Source organism: Anaerococcus provencensis (genome assembly GCF_000312365.2).
GTDB classification, from domain to species: domain Bacteria; phylum Bacillota; class Clostridia; order Tissierellales; family Peptoniphilaceae; genus Anaerococcus; species Anaerococcus provencensis.
Genome location: NZ_HG003686.1, coordinates 386491 through 405411, shown reverse-complemented (window position 1 = coordinate 405411; position 18921 = coordinate 386491). Strand labels below are relative to the sequence as shown.

Below are 18921 nucleotides of genomic sequence, written 5' to 3'. Positions count from 1 at the left end.
TGCTAATTTCCTTTATTTTTCTTTACTATATTCTATTTTATCAAACAAAGTAAAATGCTTGCAATAACTGGTCAAATATACCAATCCTGTTAAGATATACTTACCCTATATTAAGCTTAAAACCAAAAAACTGACCCTATAAAAGAGCCAGTTTTTACAAATTATTCTTTAGTTGTCACTATTTAAAAAGTCAATAGCATATTGGGCATATGTTCCTGCACCATTTGCAAGGGCAGATTCGTCGATATTGAATCTTTCATTATGATGTGGGTAGTCTGTGCCTAGGTCAGGATTTCTAGATCCTACAAAGCCAAAACAACCTGGTTTATTTTCAAGATAGTAAGAGAAGTCTTCTCCTCCAGTTGTCTTTTGCATATTTTTAAGTATGTCTTTACCAGCAAATTTTTCGATTGCATTTGTAGCTATAATTGAAGAAGCTTCATCGTTGATTGTTGGTCCTAGGATATATTGGTAATCAAGCTCGTATGTTGCCCCATAAGCATCACACACTCCCTTTATAACCCTTCTCATATCATCTTCTATTTTAGCGCCAATTTCTCTTGAGAAATATCTATTGGTTCCTTCCATAGTAGCTTCGCCTGCTATGATATTAAATCTATTGCCACTATGGAAAGATCCCACAGTTACTGTCACTGAATCAAGTGGAGAGTAGTTTCTCGCTACTAATTGTTGTAGGTTTTGAATAACTGCAGCTCCTACTACTACCGCATCTACAGTTTCATTTGGCAAGGAACCGTGGCCAGATTTTCCCTTTATAGTAATGGTAAATCTATCAGCAGCTGCCATCCTATCACCAGCTTCTACAGAAATCTTTCCTGTCTCTAGACCTGACCAGATGTGAGATCCGTAGATATTGTCAGTTTCTTCATACCAATTTCCTTGTCTTATCATATATTTGGCACCTAGACCAACTTCTTCAGCTGGTTGGAATATCAAATATACCTTGCCACAAAGCTCATCTTTAACTTCGTTTAGAATCTTTGCAGCGCCAAGAAGCATTGCCATGTGAGAATCGTGGCCACATGCGTGCATCTTGCCCTCGTTTTGTGACTTGTATTCCACATCATTTTTCTCGCTAACATTTAGGGCATCTATGTCTGCTCTTAGGGCAACAGTTTTGCCTGGCTTGCCGCCTTCTATCCGGCCAATTACACCAGTTCTTGGTTCTTCTTCTGGTATTTCATAAGGGATTCCCATTTTATCAAGCTCTTCTGCTATCCTTTTTGTAGTTTCAAATTCCTCAAAAGAAAGCTCAGGGTGCATATGGAAATATCTTCTCATTTCTACAATGTAAGCTTCATTTTTACTAACTAATTCTTTTATGTTCATTTTATCTCCTTATAATTTATCTTATATAGCAGGGCTAAGCATTGGTGCTAGGATTCCTGCTAATACAACAGAACCAATGGATACTGTAACAAATCCTGCTACTAACATTTTAGGCAAAATTTGCGATAATATCAACTCTCTATCTTCTTCGTTATCACTAACTCCCTTTGCAACTTCCTGGGAAACTATATAGGTTCCTGGAAAGCCAAAAAGGGCTGATAGGCCAATTCCAAAGGCCATCCAAGGTCTGATTTTTAGGATTTTGCCGACAATTATGGACATGATGCCTATGCCTATAGTTCCTATGATCAAACAAACAGCTATAGGGACTAATATTTCAAAGACATCTTGTGGGCTAGCACCAGCAAGGCCACCGTAGATAACTGACATGAGGGCGCCCATCAAAAATCCAAATGAATTTCCTTTGTTAAGTGGCTCTCTTTCCAAAAATCCAATTTCAGCAAAGATAATTCCAAACAAAAGTGCCATTACATTTTTGTCCACCCTTACAAGTGCATTTAAAATAAAGACTCCCGTGTCAATTCCCTTAAAGGAATCTGAAAGAATAGTCGCAACAAAGGCTATTAATATTGTTTTTGCCAAATAATAATTTGCTGTGACATATTTCTCCGGCAAATGGAAAAATGACTTTTTACTCTTTTCTTCCACTTCCTTATCTTCATCAAAGACATGGCCGGTCTTTTTTAGTTCCAATATACTATTGGCCTCTTTTCTAAGGCAAAAAGAGCAAAGTGGATAGCCGATAAAGCCTTGGAGCACAACCAGTAAAGTTGCCATCAATTTCAAATCACTTCTGCCAATAGCTTCAGCTGATTCCGACATTTGTAGGCCAGCTATAACCCCACCTGATATAGGAGGTGCTGCAACTATAGCAGTTTCCCTACCTACTATAGGGCTTCCAATAGAAAAAAGCAAAATAACAATGCCAACTATTCCTCCAAAGGAAATCAAGACTGTCTTCCATTGATTTGCCAGTTGTTTGGTGTTTAGCATAGATCCCATATGTACCAAAAGGCTTGTAATAGCTATGGCCCCTGTGTCGTATAATAAAGAATCTTTAAAGAGCGTCTCTGGGATTCCCAGCCAAAATCCGGCCAAAAATATAACTGAGCACACAAAAAGTGATGGAACTATACTTTTTGTAGCTGCAGCTACTATATCGCCAATCGTATAAACTATAAAAATAAATAATAATGCCAATAGAGCTTGCATATAATACTCCTTTCGTGCTTTTAATGGGTAAAGCAAAATAATATAAGGGTATTATATAGCTATGAATTTCTTTTGTCAATAATTATCAATTCTTTTGTATAAATTTTACTTTATTAAAACAAATAAAAACCTACCCCTAGGGTAGGTCGTGTATCTAGTCTCTATTTCTATTGCCAAAAAGTAGGAACAATCTTAAAAATTGTAGGGCTGTTGTAAGTGTGGCAGCAACATAGGTGTAGGCTGCAGCCTTTAGCATGGCTTTTGCGTGGGCGTTTTCTTCACCAATTAGCATGCCAGATTCTTCTAGGACTTGTAGGGCCCTAGCACTCGCATTAAATTCCACTGGAAGTGTCACTATTTGAAAAACTAGAGTCAGTGCAAATAGTACTAATCCTATATTTAGTAGATTTTGTTTTGACAAAATCATTCCCAAAAAAATCACTGGAAAGCTTAGCTTGGATCCAAAGTTAACTGCTGGGACCAACCAGGACTTTATTTGCAAAGGCATATAGCCTTCCTTGTATTGGATGACGTGGCCCAATTCGTGGGCAGCAACAGCAACTGATGCTATAGAAGTATCTTTCATAGATTCTGGGGATAGTGCAACTTCCTTGGTCGCAGGGTTAAAATAATCACCCATGGCATTATTTATTTGTTTGATTTTTATGTCATTATAACCACGAGTATCTATGATATAATCTGCAGCTTGTCTGCCTGTAATTTGTTTTTTGTTTTTATCTTTGAATATTTGGCAAAAGCCTTTTGTACATTTGCCTGAGCTAGCATACTTATAACTATGCCAATAAGTACTAAAATATATGTTCTATCAAATCCATAATAATAAGGCATAAAGTACCTCCTTAACTTTAATATAAATTATACCCTTTATTTTTAATAATTTAAATATAAAATTAATCTTTCTAATATTTTACACCAATTTTACAATTTAATTTAGTTTTACTATAAAATATAGGGTATTAATCAAATAAATATACTTAGGAGGAAAATTATGAACGCAGGATGGATTATTTTAATAATTGTTATATTACTAGCTCTTATTGTAGTTGGTATTTATAATTCACTAGTTAAACATAATGAAATGGTAGCAAATGCCATGAGCCAGATAGCAGCCCAACTTCAATCTAGGTGGGACGCCCTAAATAATCTTATAGATGCGACAAAAGATTATGCAAAATATGAGAGTGAAACTCTAGATAAAGTAACTAAAAACAGAACAGGAGTGAATAAAGATTCTAATCCAGCTGATGTAGCACGTGAAGAATCAGAATTCAAAAACGCCCTTACAAAGGTTTATGCTGTAGCAGAAAATTATCCAGAATTAAAGGCAAGTGAAGTTTATAGGTCTACTATGGATTCCATAAATAAATACGAAGACAATGTACGCCATTCTCGTATGATTTATAACGACACAGTTACAAAATTCAACAGATATATCAAAAGCTTCCCACAAAATATTTTTGCAGGAATGTTTGGCTATAGCGAAAAAACATATTTTGAAAATGAGGCCGAAACTAACCAAGTTCCACGTTGGAATAAATAATTAGTCCCTTTAGGAGGCTAATAATGAAAAAACTTAGAAAAAACCTAGCAAGGATTTTTATCCTTGCTCTAATATTATTCTTTCCTCATATTGCCCATGCTAATGAGCTTCATAGTATAGATATCAACGTTGAGATCGATCAAAATGGTATAGGCCATGTGAAAGAAACTTGGCAGACTAATGAGGAAAATGATGATGCGACAGAAAAATACAAGGTAATATCTGATTTAGGAGATATAAAAATCAGAAACTTCAAAGTAGAAAGCGACGATGGTTCATGGCAAGAAGTAAGTCCTTGGAATATCGACGCTAGCTTTGACGATAAGGCCTACAAGTATGGCATGGTAGAAGATGGAGATAGGGTTGAACTTTGCTGGGGAATCACAAACTTTGGCGAAAATACCTACCATCTTTCCTACGATATCGACCCCCTTGTAGTAGGCCTTAACGACTACGATATGGTCTATTTTAGATTTATAAAAGAAAACTTAGACCCCCTACCAGATAAGATTTCCATTACTATCAAAGGACCTAATAGCTTTGATGATGAAGTTTTGATGTGGGGCTTTGGTTTTGAGGGAGATGTCCACAATGTAGATGGTGAGATTGTTGCAAAAAGTGATGGAGATGTCCAATATGGCCAAGTTATGCTTCGCTTGCCTAAGGGAACTTTTGATACTTCCTACAATATAGACAAAGATTTTGATTTTTATGCAGATATGGCCCAAGAAGGATCTGATTATGGAAGCGCAGATGATGCTGGTGATTATGATGAGGATTATGAATATGGCGAATCGACACCCTTTAATCCTTTCCTATTTTTCTTAAGTGGAGCCTTATCTTTAATAGGACCTATTATTGGATTTATATTTTTTGGCCTAGCTTTTAAATCCTTAAAGGGATCTAGTGATTACAAGATAATAAACAAAAAAGTTCTAAAAAAAGCAAATAAGTTCAAAGACCAATACTACAGGGATATACCTTATGACGGACCTATAGAAGATACTTACCTTATAAGCCAAAACGCCAACGGTCTAAATATAAACTTCGAAAATTACATGACTGCATTTTTATTAAAGTGGGTTTATGGGGATGCTATAAGCTTTGGTGAAGAGGAAGAAAAAGTCTTGTTTTTTGATACAAAATCCTCATATATTACCATAAATCATGAGCCTACTAATATGAGCCAAGTGGAAAGTAAATTCTTTGATGTCCTACAAAGAAGTGAAGAATACACAGATGACGGGAAGATCAAACAAAAACACATAGAGAAATTTATCAAGAAAAACGAAAGTTTTATGGAAGATTATTTCGAAAGTTTTAGCGAAAATTCCCTAGACCAACTGGTAGACCGTGGATATTTAATAAATAACAAGAAAAAGAAAGCTTTATCAAGCAAATTCAACAACAAAATTACTATCACAGATACTGGTATCGACCTATACGAAAACTTTATTAAATTTAAGAACTACCTAGAGGACTATTCTCTAATCGAAGAAAGAGATATAAACGAAGTCAAACTTTGGGATGGCTTTATGATTTATGCAGCTATTTATGGCATAAGTAAAAAAGTTTACAGTAACTTTACTGAAATATACCCAGAATATGAAAATATGAGTGCCTTTGACTTCTATATGATATCAAATATTACTTCATACTCATCTGGAATTAGTTCAGCCGCATCAAGCAACCTCTCAAGCTTTGAGTCAGGTGGCTTTGGTGGATCATCATCCTTTGGCGGTGGTGGCGGAAGCTTCGGAGGAGGATCTGGAGGTTCTGGCGGAGGTAGTAGATAAAATAAACACAGAAAAAGAGCTAGGTGTCTAGCTCTTTTTCATTTAGAAAAGAATAAGTTAGTCCTAGTTTTCTAAGGGAAAACTATAAGGAATTAATAATGAAAAACCTAGCTATTTAATAGCTAACTATATTATAGCACAGATAAAAAAATATGCAAACATTTTCTTGAAATTTCTTTTCAATTAACTCCTCTTTGCATGAGCAAATTCAATACAGATTTTAAATATTCTTTTCTAGTTCTTTAGCGTTTTCACTAGTACCTATTAAAACTAGGATGTCATTTTCTTCGATTTCAAGGCTAGGATCAAAGTCTATTATCATTACCCCATCCCTTTCAAAAGCCACAACATTCATCTGATATTCTTTCCTAAAGTCTAAGTCTATCAAGTTTTTGCCTAACCATGATTTGTGAGCTTTGACTTCTATAATAGAAAACTCATCTGAAAACTCAATTACTTCTAATAAGTTAGGTCCTACAAGAGATCTTGCAAGCCTTTCGGCTGTATCTGCTTCCGGAAAAACAATATAGTCTGCCCCAATCTTTTCCAAAATTCTGGCATGAGATTCACTTGAAGCCTTTGCTATGACTTGGTTGATCCCGCTATCCTTACAAATTAGTGTAGCCTCAATGGACGCTTCTAGGTCTGACCCAGTTGCAATTATTGCTGCATCGTAATTATTGATACCAAGTGATCTAAGGGCTACCTCTTCTGTAATGTCGGCTTGAACAGCGCTTGATACCAAACTTGCTATTTTTTCTATTGTTTTATAGTTCAAATCAACTGCAGTAACATAGGCTCCTTTTTTGGCTAGTCTAGTTGCAACTGCATAGCCAAATCTGCCAAGGCCTAAAACAATTATATTTTTTTGCATAAATTCCTCCTAACCTATGCTTATAAACCCTTCTGGATATCTTATCAGTCTTACATCTGACTTTAAGCCAAATGATAGGGCCATAGTCATTGGACCTATTCTTCCCAAGTACATACAAAGCGTAATCAAAATCTTTGATACCGACGAGAGCTTATCTGTTATGCCAAGAGTCGCTCCTACTGTACCCAAAGCTGAAGCTGTTTCATACAAGATGTCTATAAAGGCAAAATCTTCTATAGCCGCAATCACAAAACTTACAAATATAACTATAGATAATGAAATGACAAATATAGACAAGGCTTTTTTTATTGTGTCATTGCTGATTCTGCGTTTAAATACTACTGGTTCTTTTTCATTTTTGATAACAGATATAACCGCTAGTAGCAAAACAGCAAAGGTAGTTGTCTTGATACCGCCAGCTGTCGATCCTGGAGATCCACCTATAAACATAAGGCTTATCAATAGTATTGCTGTAGAATCTTTAATCTTTGATAAATCTGCCGAATAAAATCCTGCTGTCCTTGCAGAAACAGATTGAAAAAACGACATCAATACCCCATCTCCTATACTTTCATTGTTCAAAACTCCACCCTTTAGTGATTCAAGTACGAAAAATCCCAAGGCACCAACTAATATTAGCCCTGCATTTGTCAATAACACTAATTTAGAATGAGTGGAAATATTTTTAAAATGTCTCTTATAGTAAATTTCACTTGTAACCATAAAGCCCAAACCACCGATTATAATTAGGCACATGATAGTTATATTAACTAGGTAATCACCCCTAAGTGGGTATATGGAATCTCCTAGTATGTCAAAGCCTGCATTACAAAAAGCAGATATGGAGTGAAAAACAGAAAACCAAATCCCCTTGCCAAGACCGTATGTTGGTACAAATCTTATAGAAAGAAAAAGAGCACCAAGCATTTCTACTGCCAGGGTAAAACCTAGTACGTATCTAAAAAGTCGGATTACCCCTTCCATACTCTCTATATTTAGTTGTTCCTTTAGTATGAGCCTAGATTTGATTCCAATCTTTTTTCTAAGTATCAAAGGAATAATAGAAGCAAGTGTCATTATACCTAGACCACCGATTTGTATTAGGATTATTATTACAACTTGACCTAAGCTATTCCAGTGCTCTGCAGTATTTACTGGGCTAAGGCCAGTAACGCAAGATGCACTAGCTGCTATAAATAACGCATCTATTGGATTTGTAGGATTGCCTGACCTTGTTACAAAAGGGGTTGATAAGATCAAAGCACCAATGCTAATTAGAATAAAAAATCCTAGAGTTAAAATCAAGGGTGGGCTCTCACTTAACCTATCTAAGAATTTTCCGTTAAACTTATTTTTCATTTACACGCCTTTCTTAAACAATAAAAGTCCCCCAAATAAGTTTTGAGGGCTTAAGTCTAATGAAATTTTACACCTCGTTTATCCAAAGTCAATAGATATTGATAAATGTTTTTTAATTTCTTCAAGCATTGAAATTTAGAGCTTATTTGTAGGTGAAAATCACTTTATTTTTCGAAAAAACATCAGCCAATTCGCTTTTCTTTTCCTTTTTATATCTTTGGATATCTATAGTCATTTTACCCTTTATTTTTATAGGATATTGGAGGTAGTCGCCATCATCCATTACCTTGATCGGATTTATCTTATCAAAATCAAATTCACGCACTAACATATAGGTGTTGCCAATAACATTTATACCATTTTTTGTAATGCCCCTGGCCCATCTAGAAGTGAAAATATAAAATAATATGCATATAGCCATGATTATTGAATTTCTAAGATCTGACTTCATCAAACGAGATACTATCATGAATAAAGCTCCAACAAATATAAGTATGCTTATATCCATCTTATTAATTCCAGGCCTTATTATAACCTTCTTACCTATGTATAAATTTACAAATCCAAGGGCTATCAAAATTCCCATAATTATGTATACCATAAATTCCTCCTTAATCATCAAAGCTTTTTACCATTATATAATAAATTATCCTAAGAGGGTATAAAAGTAGTGAAATAAGTTCTTTAAAAGGAGATAAAATGAAAAAAATCAAAAGAATATTTAGCTTTATCTTGCTAACTATAATAATACTTTTACCAAAATCAGTCCTTGCGGATGGCTTTAAGTACATAAATTTAGATGTAAATATAGATAAAAGTGGCAAGGCTTCTGTAAGCGAAGAATGGCAAATAGACGAAAGAGACAATGATTATAGTGAAAGATACAAGAGAATAGAAAATCTTAAGGGCATAAAAATCGAAAATTTCAAGGCAAGCCTCAACGGTGAAAATTTTAGCGAAAAAGATCCTTGGAATGTAGATGAAAATTTTGATCAAAAGACCTTTTACTATGGCAGAAACGATACTGATGATGGAGTTGAACTTTGCTGGGGGATTTCAGAGCGTGGTGAAAACAATACATATAAAATCTCCTATGACATAAATCCCATAATCATAGGCCTTAATGATAGCGATATGCTATTTTTCAAATTTGTAGGTTCAGACTTTGACCCCAAACCAGAAAAGGTAAATGTCAAGATTAATTCATACGAGCCTATAAGTAAAGATGTAAAGATGTGGGGATTTGGATTTGAAGGCGACATAAAGAATAATAATGGGTCTATTATAGCAAATTCTACTGGTGAAGTTGACAATGTAAATATAATGTTAAAATTCCCTAAGGGAACATTTGCCACAAGCTACACAGAAGATAAGTCCTTCAAAGACTATGCCAACCAAGCTGTCGAAGGAAGTGATTGGGAAGATAATGAAGGCGCAGTTCAAAAAGATGATTTCGGTCCAAAAGAATTCCTACTTGTCCTCCTAGGTATAGGGATAATGATTGGGATAGTAGTTGCAATAGTTAGTAAAATCGCAAAAAACAGCCCAACATACATAGCCAATCTAAAAGAGCTTCCAAAAAAGAAGGCTCTTAAAGACTATAGATATAGTGATATACCATATGATGGCAACTTGGAAGACTTGTATTTGATTGCTGTTAATGCCTATCCATTTAGTCAAAATGTCGATACTTTTATCAACGCTTTCTTTCTAAAGTGGATAAATGATGGGGCAATTACTTATTTTGAACGCGATAACGGATCAATCTTAAAAGATACTTTAAAGAAAGATAAAACTGGCGAGATTATAATAAATCACAGGCCAGAAAATATGGGTCAAACTGAAGAAAAAGTATTTGCCGTCCTAGAAAATATAGGCAAAGAAAACTCCCAAGGAAAAATCACAGAAAAGTCTCTCAAGAGATACTTGAAAGATCACGACAAAGAGCTTGATAAGTTGGCAGAAGAATTAGGAGAAAACTCAAAAAAAGCCTTGGAAAAATCAGGCTACCTAGAAATTATAAGAGGAAATAAACATGACCAAACAATCCTAAGTCAAAAAGGTAAAGATTTATACAAAAATTACATCGGCTTTAATAATTACCTTGAAAACTACAATGACATAGAAAATATAAATGATACAAAAACTTTGGATACTTTCTTAATCTATGCAGGTCTTTTTGGCATCACCAAAAAAGTGTATGAAGGTTTTAATAAAGCATATTCTGACTACAGCTTTAACAATTTCTACACCTACACCTATTTGAATAATATCCACTCATTTTCATCCTATGCTTCTGGCAATGGAGAGAGCTTTAGCTCAGCTGGAGGTGGAGGGTCAACTTCCTTCGCCGGTGGAGGCGGAGGTTTTGGTGGAGGAGGTGGCGGTGGCCGCTAAATTTGCCAATTTTTGAAATGCAATAATAGCTTGCATTATAGAATCTAAAAAATATTATATAATAAGTAAGGCTTTTAAGAGAAAAGGATAATATATGAAAAGGTTATATTTTAAGGAAAAATTCTTCAAAATTACAGACCACTATCCCATCTTGGATGAAGACGGACGTGAAGCTTACTATCTAGACCAAGACTTTACATTTTTGGGTTATGAGTCTAAGGTTACCGACCTAAATGCAAAGACTATTTTACAGATTAGTAGACAGATTCTTACTTTCCTACCAAGGTATACTGTAAGTATGCACGATGGAACTAGTATGATTGTTCAGAAAAAATTCGAGTTTTTCAAACACCGTGTAGACGTAAGTCTAGATGATGATGCCCTTTACTTGGAAGGGGATATATTCCATTTGAATTTTACTGTTACAAACAAAAACGGACAAACTGTTGGAGCTGTTAACAAGAAGTTTTTTGCCCTAACTGACAATTACGAACTCATAGTTTATGACCAAGATTACATCGAAGAGCTAATAGGCCTTGTCATTTGCTTAAATAATATGATCGATTTAGAAGAAGCTGCAAATTCTGGCAACTAAGGAGGAGAAATGAACCAAGAAATTATAAAATATATCGAAGAATTGTGCAAGACCCCATCCCCTACAGGATATACAAAAAGAGCAGAAAAATACCTTATAGACGAATTTACAAAAATGGGCTATGAGCCCTATCAAACAAATAAGGGCAATGTCATAGTTCCTATAAATCCAGGAGAGGAAAACGGCCTACTCCTATCTGCCCACGTCGATACCCTAGGACTTATGGTAAGGTCTATCAAGTCTAACGGTAGACTTAGGGTTACGACACTTGGTGGTTTCCCACTTTCTTATGTAGAGCAAGAAAATGTCACAATTATTACTCGTGATGGCAAAGAATTTACTGGCGTTATGAGACTAAACAATCCAGCAGTTCATGGATCAAACGACCCAAGAGAGGCCAAACGTGATGATGAACACATGGAAGTAGTTATAGATGAAATCACAAATTCTGCCGAAGAAACAGAAGCTCTTGGCATTGCTGCTGGTGATTTTATAGCCCTTGACCCAAGATTTAGGGTAGATAATGGCTTTGTGAAATCTCGCCACCTAGATGATAAGGCAAGTGCAGGTGTTTTGATGGCGCTCGCCAAAACTATCAAAGAAGAAAATATCACTATAAATCGTCCACTCTACCTAGCCTTTACAATCTATGAAGAAGTAGGCCATGGTGCAGCTAGTGGTCATCCAAAAGGCATCACAGATATGATTGCAGTTGATATGGGTGTCGTATACGATGACCTTAAGACAGATGAAACCAAAGTTTCAATTTGCGCCAAAGACTCATCAGGCCCATACAATTTTGATTTGACCAACGAGCTTATAGCAACAGCAAAAGCTTGTGACATAGACTACGCCATAGACATCTATCCGTTCTACGGATCTGATGCATCAGCAGCAGTAGCAAGTGCCAACGACTTCCGCCATGCCTTGGTTGGTGCTGGAGTTGCAGCAAGCCACGGCTATGAAAGAACTCACGAAAATGGTCTAAATGGACTATTTAAACTCTTAAAGACATATATCAGCAAATAAATTTATATCAATCATTGCTATTTACCTGTATTATTGGTATATTTATCATAGCAGAAAGGGAGTAGCCCAATTATTTAATCGTCAGAACGAATTTATTTCCGGTTAAATAAACCCTAAAAAGGTGGCAAGACTTTTGGCGAATCCGCCAAAAGTCTTTTTTATTACCATTTTGCAAATTATATTATAGGAGGAATTATGGACTACCAAGGTTCTAAAAAGGATTTATTAGAAAAAATTGGCGTAGACCAAAAAACTGGACTAAGCTCTAGCGAAGCAAAAACTCGTCTAGAAAAATACGGTCCAAATAGTATTGAATCATCAAACAAAAAATCTATGCTGCAAAAAATCCTAGACCAAATCATAGATCCCATGGTAATTTTGCTTATAGTTGCATCAATCATCTCAGCTTTTACAGGTGATAAGATTGAAGCTATTATTATCATTGCAATTGTTGTTGTCAATGCTATTATGAGTATTTACCAGGAGGGTCAGGCTGAAGACTCTGTAGCAGCTCTTCAAAAAATGTCAAGCCCCGAGGCGACCGTCCTTCGTGATGGCAAACGTGGCAATGTCAAGGCAGAAGAGCTTGTGCCTGGAGATATTGTAATACTTGAAACAGGAGATATAATCCCAGCTGATATCAGACTACTTGATTCTAGAAACTTAAAAATCGACGAATCATCTCTTACAGGTGAGTCAGTTGCAGTAGAAAAAGATGCCGAAGAAGAATACACTGAAGAAGTTGGTATAGGAGATCGTAAAAACTCTGCCTACTCATCTTCAATAGTAACATACGGCCACGGTGAAGGTGTTGTAACAAGCACCGGAAGTGAATCAGAAATAGGAAAGATTGCAACAAGCCTAGACTCAGTTGAGGAAAAGCAAACACCACTGCAAAAACAGCTAAATGAACTTTCTAAAAAACTTGCCATTCTTGTAATTATAGTTTGTGCCCTAGTTTTCATAGTTGGTTACTTTAGATCCAATATGACATGGCTAGAAAACTTCATGGTAGCCGTATCTCTTGCAGTTGCAGCTATACCTGAAGGACTTACAGCAGTTGTAACAATTGTTCTATCAATTGGTATGAACCGCATGGTTGAGAAAAAGGCCATTGTAAAAAACCTTGTTTCTGTAGAGACACTTGGTTCTACAACAGCAATTTGTTCAGATAAAACTGGTACTCTAACCCAAAATGAGATGACCATCACCAAGGTCTTCACAGATTTTAAAGAATTTGATGTTGATGGCTCTGGTTATGCTCCAGAAGGTAAGATCTCTCACGAGGATAAAGTTATAGATAGCCACGATCAAATCGAGCTATTAATGACAATAGCATCCCTATCAAACGATGCAAATCTAATAGAAAGATCTGGAACTTACGAAATCACAGGTGACCCAACAGAAGGCGCTATGCTTACCCTTTCCGAAAAATGGGACATAGTTCAAGAAGACTTAAACGAAGCACATCCTAGAATTGACGAAATACCATTTGATTCCGATAGAAAGATGATGACAACCTTCCATAAAATAGAAGACAGCTTCTATGCCATGACCAAGGGTGCACCAGATATCATCATCAAAAACTCTAGCAAGATCATGATTGATGGCAAGCTAGAAGACTTTACAGAAGATAAGAAAAACAAGGTTCTAGAAGAAAACACTAAACTTGCTAAACAAGCCCTTCGTGTAATGGCCTATGCCTTCAAACCATATGAAACTCTGGAAGGTGAAGAACTTACAACCGAAAATATCGAACGCGAGATGGTTTTTGTTGGTCTAACAGGAATGATTGACCCACCAAGACCAGAAGCAAAGGCAGCCGTAGAAGAATGTCACAGATCTGGCATCGATGTAATAATGATTACAGGCGACTACTTTGAGACAGCTCTTGCTATAGCAAAAGACCTTGGCATAGCCCAAAGAGAAGACCAAGCTATGCAAGGAAGCGAACTAAATGGCAAATCTGAAGAAGAAATCAGAGAAATCGTAAAAACCAAACGCATCTTTGCAAGAGTATCACCACAAAATAAGGTCCAACTTGTAAATGCCCTCCAAGCCAATGGCAACATAGTAGCCATGACAGGTGATGGAGTAAACGATGCACCAGCTATCAAAAACGCCGATATTGGTATATCTATGGGTATTACAGGAACAGACGTTGCAAAAGATACTGCAGATATGATCCTAGTTGATGATAACTTTGCGACAATAGTAAACGCAGTTGAAGAAGGAAGAGTAATATTCTCAAACATCAAAAAGTTTGTATCATTCCTTCTATCATGTAACATCGCCGAAGTATTGATAGTATTCTTATCAATCCTATTTGGACTTCCAAGCCCACTTACACCAATCCAACTATTATGGCTAAACCTTGTAACAGACGCATTCCCAGCCCTAGCCATAGGTGTTGAGCCTGCAGAAGCTGACATCATGGAACGTGCTCCACGTGACCCTAACCAAGGAATATTATCTGGTGAAACAGGACGCGGAGTAATCTTCCAATCAATAGCAATTACAATTGCAGTCCTAGCTTCTTATGTCATAGGACTTAAATACATCTTCCCAGGAAATATCGAAGGAGCTCACACAATGGTATTTGCAACACTTATCACAAGTGAACTTTTAAGAGCATTTTCTGTACGAAGTGAAAAATACACCCTAAAAGAACTAGGATGGTTCTCAAACAAGAACCTAGTAAAGGCAAACCTATTATCCTTTGCCCTACTACTTCTTGTAATGTATGTCCCTGTACTAAGAGACCTATTTGAACTAGAATTCATAAGCTGGCAATGGTGGGTAATCTTATTACTATCATTATTACCACTATTAATAGGTGAAATTAGAAAAAGAATAAGAAGATAGAAAACAAAACTATCATTAAAACTGACCAATTTAGATTTTTAAGCATCTAAAGAGGTCAGTTTTTATTTATCAATAAGAACTTGTTAATTAATTTTTAAAATATTATAATACCAGTGGAGATGGTATTTCTAGTGAAAACTATACTCTTTTACACCATTATATTTTACAAATGAGCTTATATAGGTAATGAGACTCAACATATTTATTAGTTACTTAGTCAAGGCCATTGATTTTTATTGTTAAAAAATAAATTATTAGTGTGCCTTGTTTTTTTAAGGGGAGATTATGGAAATAGAAATGTTACAAGCAAAGATACACAGGGCAACAGTGACTGAGGCCAATCTTAACTACGTTGGATCAATCACTGTTGATGAAGTATTGCTTGAAAAATCTGGTATAAGAGAATACCAAAAAGTACAGGTTGTCGATATTAATAACGGTGCAAGGCTAGATACCTACACCATAGCAGGAGAAAGAAATTCTGGTGTCATCTGCCTAAATGGAGCTGCTGCAAGACTAGCTTCTGCTGGTGATAAGGTGATAATTATGGCCTATGCCAATTATAGTGAAAATGAATTAGAAAAGTATAGTCCTAAAGTTGTTTTCGTGGATGATAAGAATAAAGTAGAAAAAGTTTCTACTTACGAAAAACACGGGACTTTGTCATAAATAATATATAATTTAGTGGTGTATGAGGCTATCTCTAATATATTTTAGAGGAGAATTATATGAAAATTGTCAAAAGTATTGACGAATTAAGAGAAGATTTGAAAAGATACAAATTGGAGAACAAAAGCATTGGCCTTGTTCCTACCATGGGATATTTGCATGAGGGACATGCAAGTCTTATAAGAAGGGCACGCAAGGAAAACGACATAGTTGTAGTGTCAGACTTTGTAAATCCTATCCAATTTGGTCCTAAGGAAGACCTCAATACTTATCCTAGGGACTTAGAAGCTGATAGCAAAATATGCGAAGAAATTGGTGTTGATTTTATATTCGCACCAGAATCTAGCGAGATGTATCACGATAGAAAAACTTTTGTGGATATAGAAGAAATGTCTGATAACTTATGTGGAGCAAAAAGACCAGGACATTTTAGAGGAGTTTGCACAGTTTGCACAAAATTATTTAACATTACTGGAGCTAATAAAGCCTATTTTGGCCAAAAAGATGCCCAACAAGTAGCTATTATTAAAAAGGTCGTAGAAGATTTAAATATTCCTATTGAAATCATCGCTTGCCCTATTGTAAGAGAAGATGATGGCCTTGCCCTATCTTCTAGAAACACTTATCTATCCAAAGAAGAAAGAAAAGCTGCTCTTTGCCTATCAAAGGCGATTTTTAAGGGAGAAGAATTAGCCAAAGCTGGTGCTAGCCTTGATGAAGTTTTAGGCAAAATGGAAGAAATAATATCTGCTGAAGATCTTGCCAAAATTGATTATATAAGTGCAGTAGACTTAGAAACTATGGAAGATGCAAAAGATATCGATGGAGATAGACTTATTGCCATAGCAGTGTATATTGGCAAAACTAGACTAATAGATAACTTCATTTACCGAGCTTAATATAAATAAACCATCAATTCTATCCGGATTTTTCATGGTTAATCAATACACTACTACGTTTTTGGCCTTAGCTGTAGAATTCGAGATGCAAAATACCAACCTAGCACCAATTTGAAATTGCAAAATTCGCCCTAAATCCAGGAGCAATATTCTCTATATGGCATAATATATCTGGATTCATATTTGCATCTATTAGAAGAAAAAATTAGCTGAAGTTAAATTAGCTTATTAACAATAAAAGGAGCTATCGTTTTATAGAATAGCTCCTTTATTTCCTTACTTTAACCCATCTTTATATTTCAAAAAAGCAAAGACTAGTTCCAAAATGCCAAAAACTATAAGAAGTCCAGGCCAAAAACTTATTTTCCCTTCATAGGAAATATTATAAATCCCTTGGAATATAAATAGTATGCCAAGTAATAGATTTATTATCGCCTGTATTTTCTTTTTATTCATAAAACTCCCACTAAACCAATACTTCCATAAATATTTCTTCAAATTTTTCTGTATCAATATCTGTCACAAAATTTACATTTTTACAAGCCTTGGATACGGCTCTCATGTCAGCTACGGTCATACCCCTTGTAAATTCTCCCTTTGTTTCCACGTCCATGTGAACCATGGTACTTTCAAAGATTTCTGGATTAGTATGATACATTACAGTAAGGGTGTCGTGCATATAGGTTGTATAATTTTCTTCAGCTCCAGTTTTTGCTATGCGTCGATCCATTATATCTGCTAGGATTTTATTTATTTTCTTATCTGACTTTTTAAACTTTTCGTGCATGGCAGTATTGTAGTAAGTCTTTGTTGTCACATTGAGGCCTACCATATTGACCCTGATTCCAGATTCAAAAACTATTTTTGCCGCCTCAGGGTCGGCGTAAATATTAAATTCTGCTACTGGTGTAGTGTTGCCTGTGCCTACTACTCCACCCATAATTGTAATCTCTGATATTTTCCCCTTTAGCTCAGGGTGAGCAAGTATAAGGGACCCTATATTTGTAAGAGGCCCAACAGCGATGATTAGAACCTGGTCATTTGCCCTTAGTACATCTGCCATAGCATCTATGGCTGGCTTATCTGATATGTCTGCTAAGGCATTCTCATCAAACAAATATCCTGAAAGTCCATCCACCCCATGGAATTCTTCTGCTAGCACTTGTGGACCAAAAAGCGGCTTAGCAAGTCCCCTATGTATTGGTATATCCCAATCCATGGCCTTTACTAGTCCTCTAAGATTTCTTGTAGTATTTGCAAGCTTTACATTGCCAGCAACAGATGAGACCATCTTTACATCAAAAATCTCACTTTCATGCAAATAGCTAAGGGCAAAGGCATCGTCTATACCTGGGTCTGTATCAAATATCGTAATAATTTTTCTCATCACAAGTCCACCTTATTTTCTTTTGCATATGCTTCAACTTCTTTTAGGCTCGGAATAGAAGCAGCTGCTCCTTCTTTGCTACAAGCAAGACCTGCTGCAAGGCTTGCTAGCTTTAGTGACTTTTTAATCTCTTCTCCCTTGGAGATATTTGCAAGAAAATATCCTAGGAAAGTATCACCAGCTCCTGTAGTATCAATGGCATTTGTCTTAAAGCCATCAAATTTAATCTTAGTATCTTTGGAAGAATAAATACCTCCATCTTTTCCAAGTGTTAGTAGAAGATTTAAATCCTGATATCCCTCCCTAAAATAATCTATTATATTATCTGGATCCTCACAGCCACTTATATCATAGGCTTCCGTTTCGTTTAGGATTAGGGTATCAATTTTGCTAAAATCAGTTGTCTTTAGTGATTCATCTACTGGTGATGGATTTAATACTATTTTCATTTTTCTTTTGCTAGCCACTTCAACTATGTATGGCAAGTTAGATATCTCATTTTGCAAAAGTAGAAAATCATCTTCATCAAATTCGGCCAATACTTGGTCTATATAGGACTTATCAATCTTTTTATTAGCCCCAGCTTCTACGATGATAGAGTTGTTGGCGTTTTTATCAACTTGGATTATGGCATGGCCGGATTCTCCAGAAACTTTTTCAACTAAAAAATTAACCTTATTTTCAGCCATATAATCTAGTAGTATATCTCCATCATCTTCTCCTACAAAACCCGCATGGATAAGGTCTGCACCAGCTCTCTTAAGAGCTATGGATTGGTTTAGTCCCTTGCCACCCATTCCTTCATTATAAGATATGGCAGATATAGTCTCACCTTCATTTACTATGTGATCTAGTGAATAAACTTTATCAATATTTAGTGATCCAAAGTTTAAAATTTGTGTCATAT

18 protein-coding genes are annotated in these 18921 nt (G+C 35.8%); 8 read left to right on the top strand and 10 right to left on the bottom strand.

Features of this window, described 5'->3' with window-relative positions:
• Nucleotides 1-168: 168 nt before the first annotated feature.
• From BN38_RS04650 to BN38_RS11620, 4 genes are all read right to left on the bottom strand, one after another.
• On the bottom strand, nt 169-1350 hold the full coding sequence (locus BN38_RS04650) for an amidohydrolase (RefSeq protein WP_044565824.1): 1182 nt from the start codon (nt 1348-1350) through the stop codon (nt 169-171).
• A gap of 21 nt (nt 1351-1371) precedes the next feature.
• On the bottom strand, nt 1372-2583 hold the full coding sequence (locus tag BN38_RS04645; protein ID WP_044565823.1) for a hypothetical protein: 1212 nt from the start codon (nt 2581-2583) through the stop codon (nt 1372-1374).
• Between the two features lie 154 nt (nt 2584-2737).
• Complete coding sequence (locus tag BN38_RS04640) at nt 2738-3304, bottom strand: zinc metallopeptidase (protein ID WP_407636500.1); 567 nt, start codon at nt 3302-3304, stop codon at nt 2738-2740.
• A complete protein-coding gene (locus tag BN38_RS11620) occupies nt 3271-3432 on the bottom strand; it encodes a zinc metallopeptidase (RefSeq protein ID WP_407636492.1) in 162 nt (53 codons plus the stop codon). The genes BN38_RS04640 and BN38_RS11620 overlap by 34 nt, the downstream gene beginning before the upstream one ends.
• Before the next feature lie 160 nt (nt 3433-3592).
• Here BN38_RS11620 and BN38_RS04635 point away from each other — a divergent pair, with 160 nt between their 5' ends.
• Nucleotides 3593-4144 (top strand): LemA family protein, encoded by a 552-nt coding sequence (locus BN38_RS04635; RefSeq protein WP_044565822.1) that lies wholly within the window; start codon nt 3593-3595, stop codon nt 4142-4144.
• 23 nt (nt 4145-4167) lie between these two features.
• Nucleotides 4168-5940: a DUF2207 family protein gene (locus BN38_RS04630; RefSeq protein WP_044565821.1), complete on the top strand. Its 1773-nt coding sequence runs from the start codon at nt 4168-4170 to the stop codon at nt 5938-5940.
• A 220-nt stretch (nt 5941-6160) separates the two neighbouring features.
• Here BN38_RS04630 and BN38_RS04625 read toward each other — a convergent pair whose 3' ends face one another.
• From BN38_RS04625 to BN38_RS04615, 3 genes are all read right to left on the bottom strand, one after another.
• Entirely contained in the window at nt 6161-6814 is a 654-nt protein-coding gene (locus BN38_RS04625; protein ID WP_044565820.1) for a potassium channel family protein, read from the bottom strand.
• A gap of 9 nt (nt 6815-6823) precedes the next feature.
• Nucleotides 6824-8173: a TrkH family potassium uptake protein gene (locus BN38_RS04620; protein WP_044565819.1), complete on the bottom strand. Its 1350-nt coding sequence runs from the start codon at nt 8171-8173 to the stop codon at nt 6824-6826.
• Nucleotides 8174-8315: 142 nt separating this feature from the next.
• The gene (locus BN38_RS04615) at nt 8316-8774 is read right to left on the bottom strand and encodes a hypothetical protein (protein WP_044565818.1); all 459 of its coding nucleotides are present in this window, start codon (nt 8772-8774) and stop codon (nt 8316-8318) included.
• A 98-nt stretch (nt 8775-8872) separates the two neighbouring features.
• Between BN38_RS04615 and BN38_RS04610 the strand changes: the two genes are divergently transcribed.
• From BN38_RS04610 to panC, 6 genes are all read left to right on the top strand, one after another.
• On the top strand, nt 8873-10570 hold the full coding sequence (locus tag BN38_RS04610) for a DUF2207 domain-containing protein (RefSeq protein ID WP_044565817.1): 1698 nt from the start codon (nt 8873-8875) through the stop codon (nt 10568-10570).
• Nucleotides 10571-10664: 94 nt separating this feature from the next.
• The gene (locus tag BN38_RS04605) at nt 10665-11165 is read left to right on the top strand and encodes an LURP-one-related/scramblase family protein (RefSeq protein WP_044565816.1); all 501 of its coding nucleotides are present in this window, start codon (nt 10665-10667) and stop codon (nt 11163-11165) included.
• Nucleotides 11166-11174: 9 nt separating this feature from the next.
• Complete coding sequence (locus tag BN38_RS04600; protein ID WP_044565815.1) at nt 11175-12194, top strand: M42 family metallopeptidase; 1020 nt, start codon at nt 11175-11177, stop codon at nt 12192-12194.
• Between the two features lie 195 nt (nt 12195-12389).
• On the top strand, nt 12390-15059 hold the full coding sequence (locus tag BN38_RS04595) for a calcium-translocating P-type ATPase, PMCA-type (RefSeq protein ID WP_044565814.1): 2670 nt from the start codon (nt 12390-12392) through the stop codon (nt 15057-15059).
• Between the two features lie 285 nt (nt 15060-15344).
• Nucleotides 15345-15728: an aspartate 1-decarboxylase gene (gene panD / locus BN38_RS04590; RefSeq protein ID WP_044565813.1), complete on the top strand. Its 384-nt coding sequence runs from the start codon at nt 15345-15347 to the stop codon at nt 15726-15728.
• Between the two features lie 59 nt (nt 15729-15787).
• A complete protein-coding gene (gene panC, locus BN38_RS04585) occupies nt 15788-16627 on the top strand; it encodes a pantoate--beta-alanine ligase (RefSeq protein WP_044565812.1) in 840 nt (279 codons plus the stop codon).
• 276 nt (nt 16628-16903) lie between these two features.
• Here the strand turns inward: panC and BN38_RS04580 are convergent, their stop codons facing one another.
• The 3 genes from BN38_RS04580 to BN38_RS04570 are packed head-to-tail and all read right to left on the bottom strand — an operon-like array spanning nt 16904 to nt 18919.
• A complete protein-coding gene (locus BN38_RS04580) occupies nt 16904-17083 on the bottom strand; it encodes a hypothetical protein (protein WP_044565811.1) in 180 nt (59 codons plus the stop codon).
• A 10-nt stretch (nt 17084-17093) separates the two neighbouring features.
• Nucleotides 17094-18014: a nucleoside hydrolase gene (locus BN38_RS04575; RefSeq protein WP_044565810.1), complete on the bottom strand. Its 921-nt coding sequence runs from the start codon at nt 18012-18014 to the stop codon at nt 17094-17096.
• On the bottom strand, nt 18014-18919 hold the full coding sequence (locus BN38_RS04570; protein ID WP_044565809.1) for a ribokinase: 906 nt from the start codon (nt 18917-18919) through the stop codon (nt 18014-18016). The genes BN38_RS04575 and BN38_RS04570 overlap by 1 nt, the downstream gene beginning before the upstream one ends.
• Nucleotides 18920-18921: the final 2 nt, after the last annotated feature.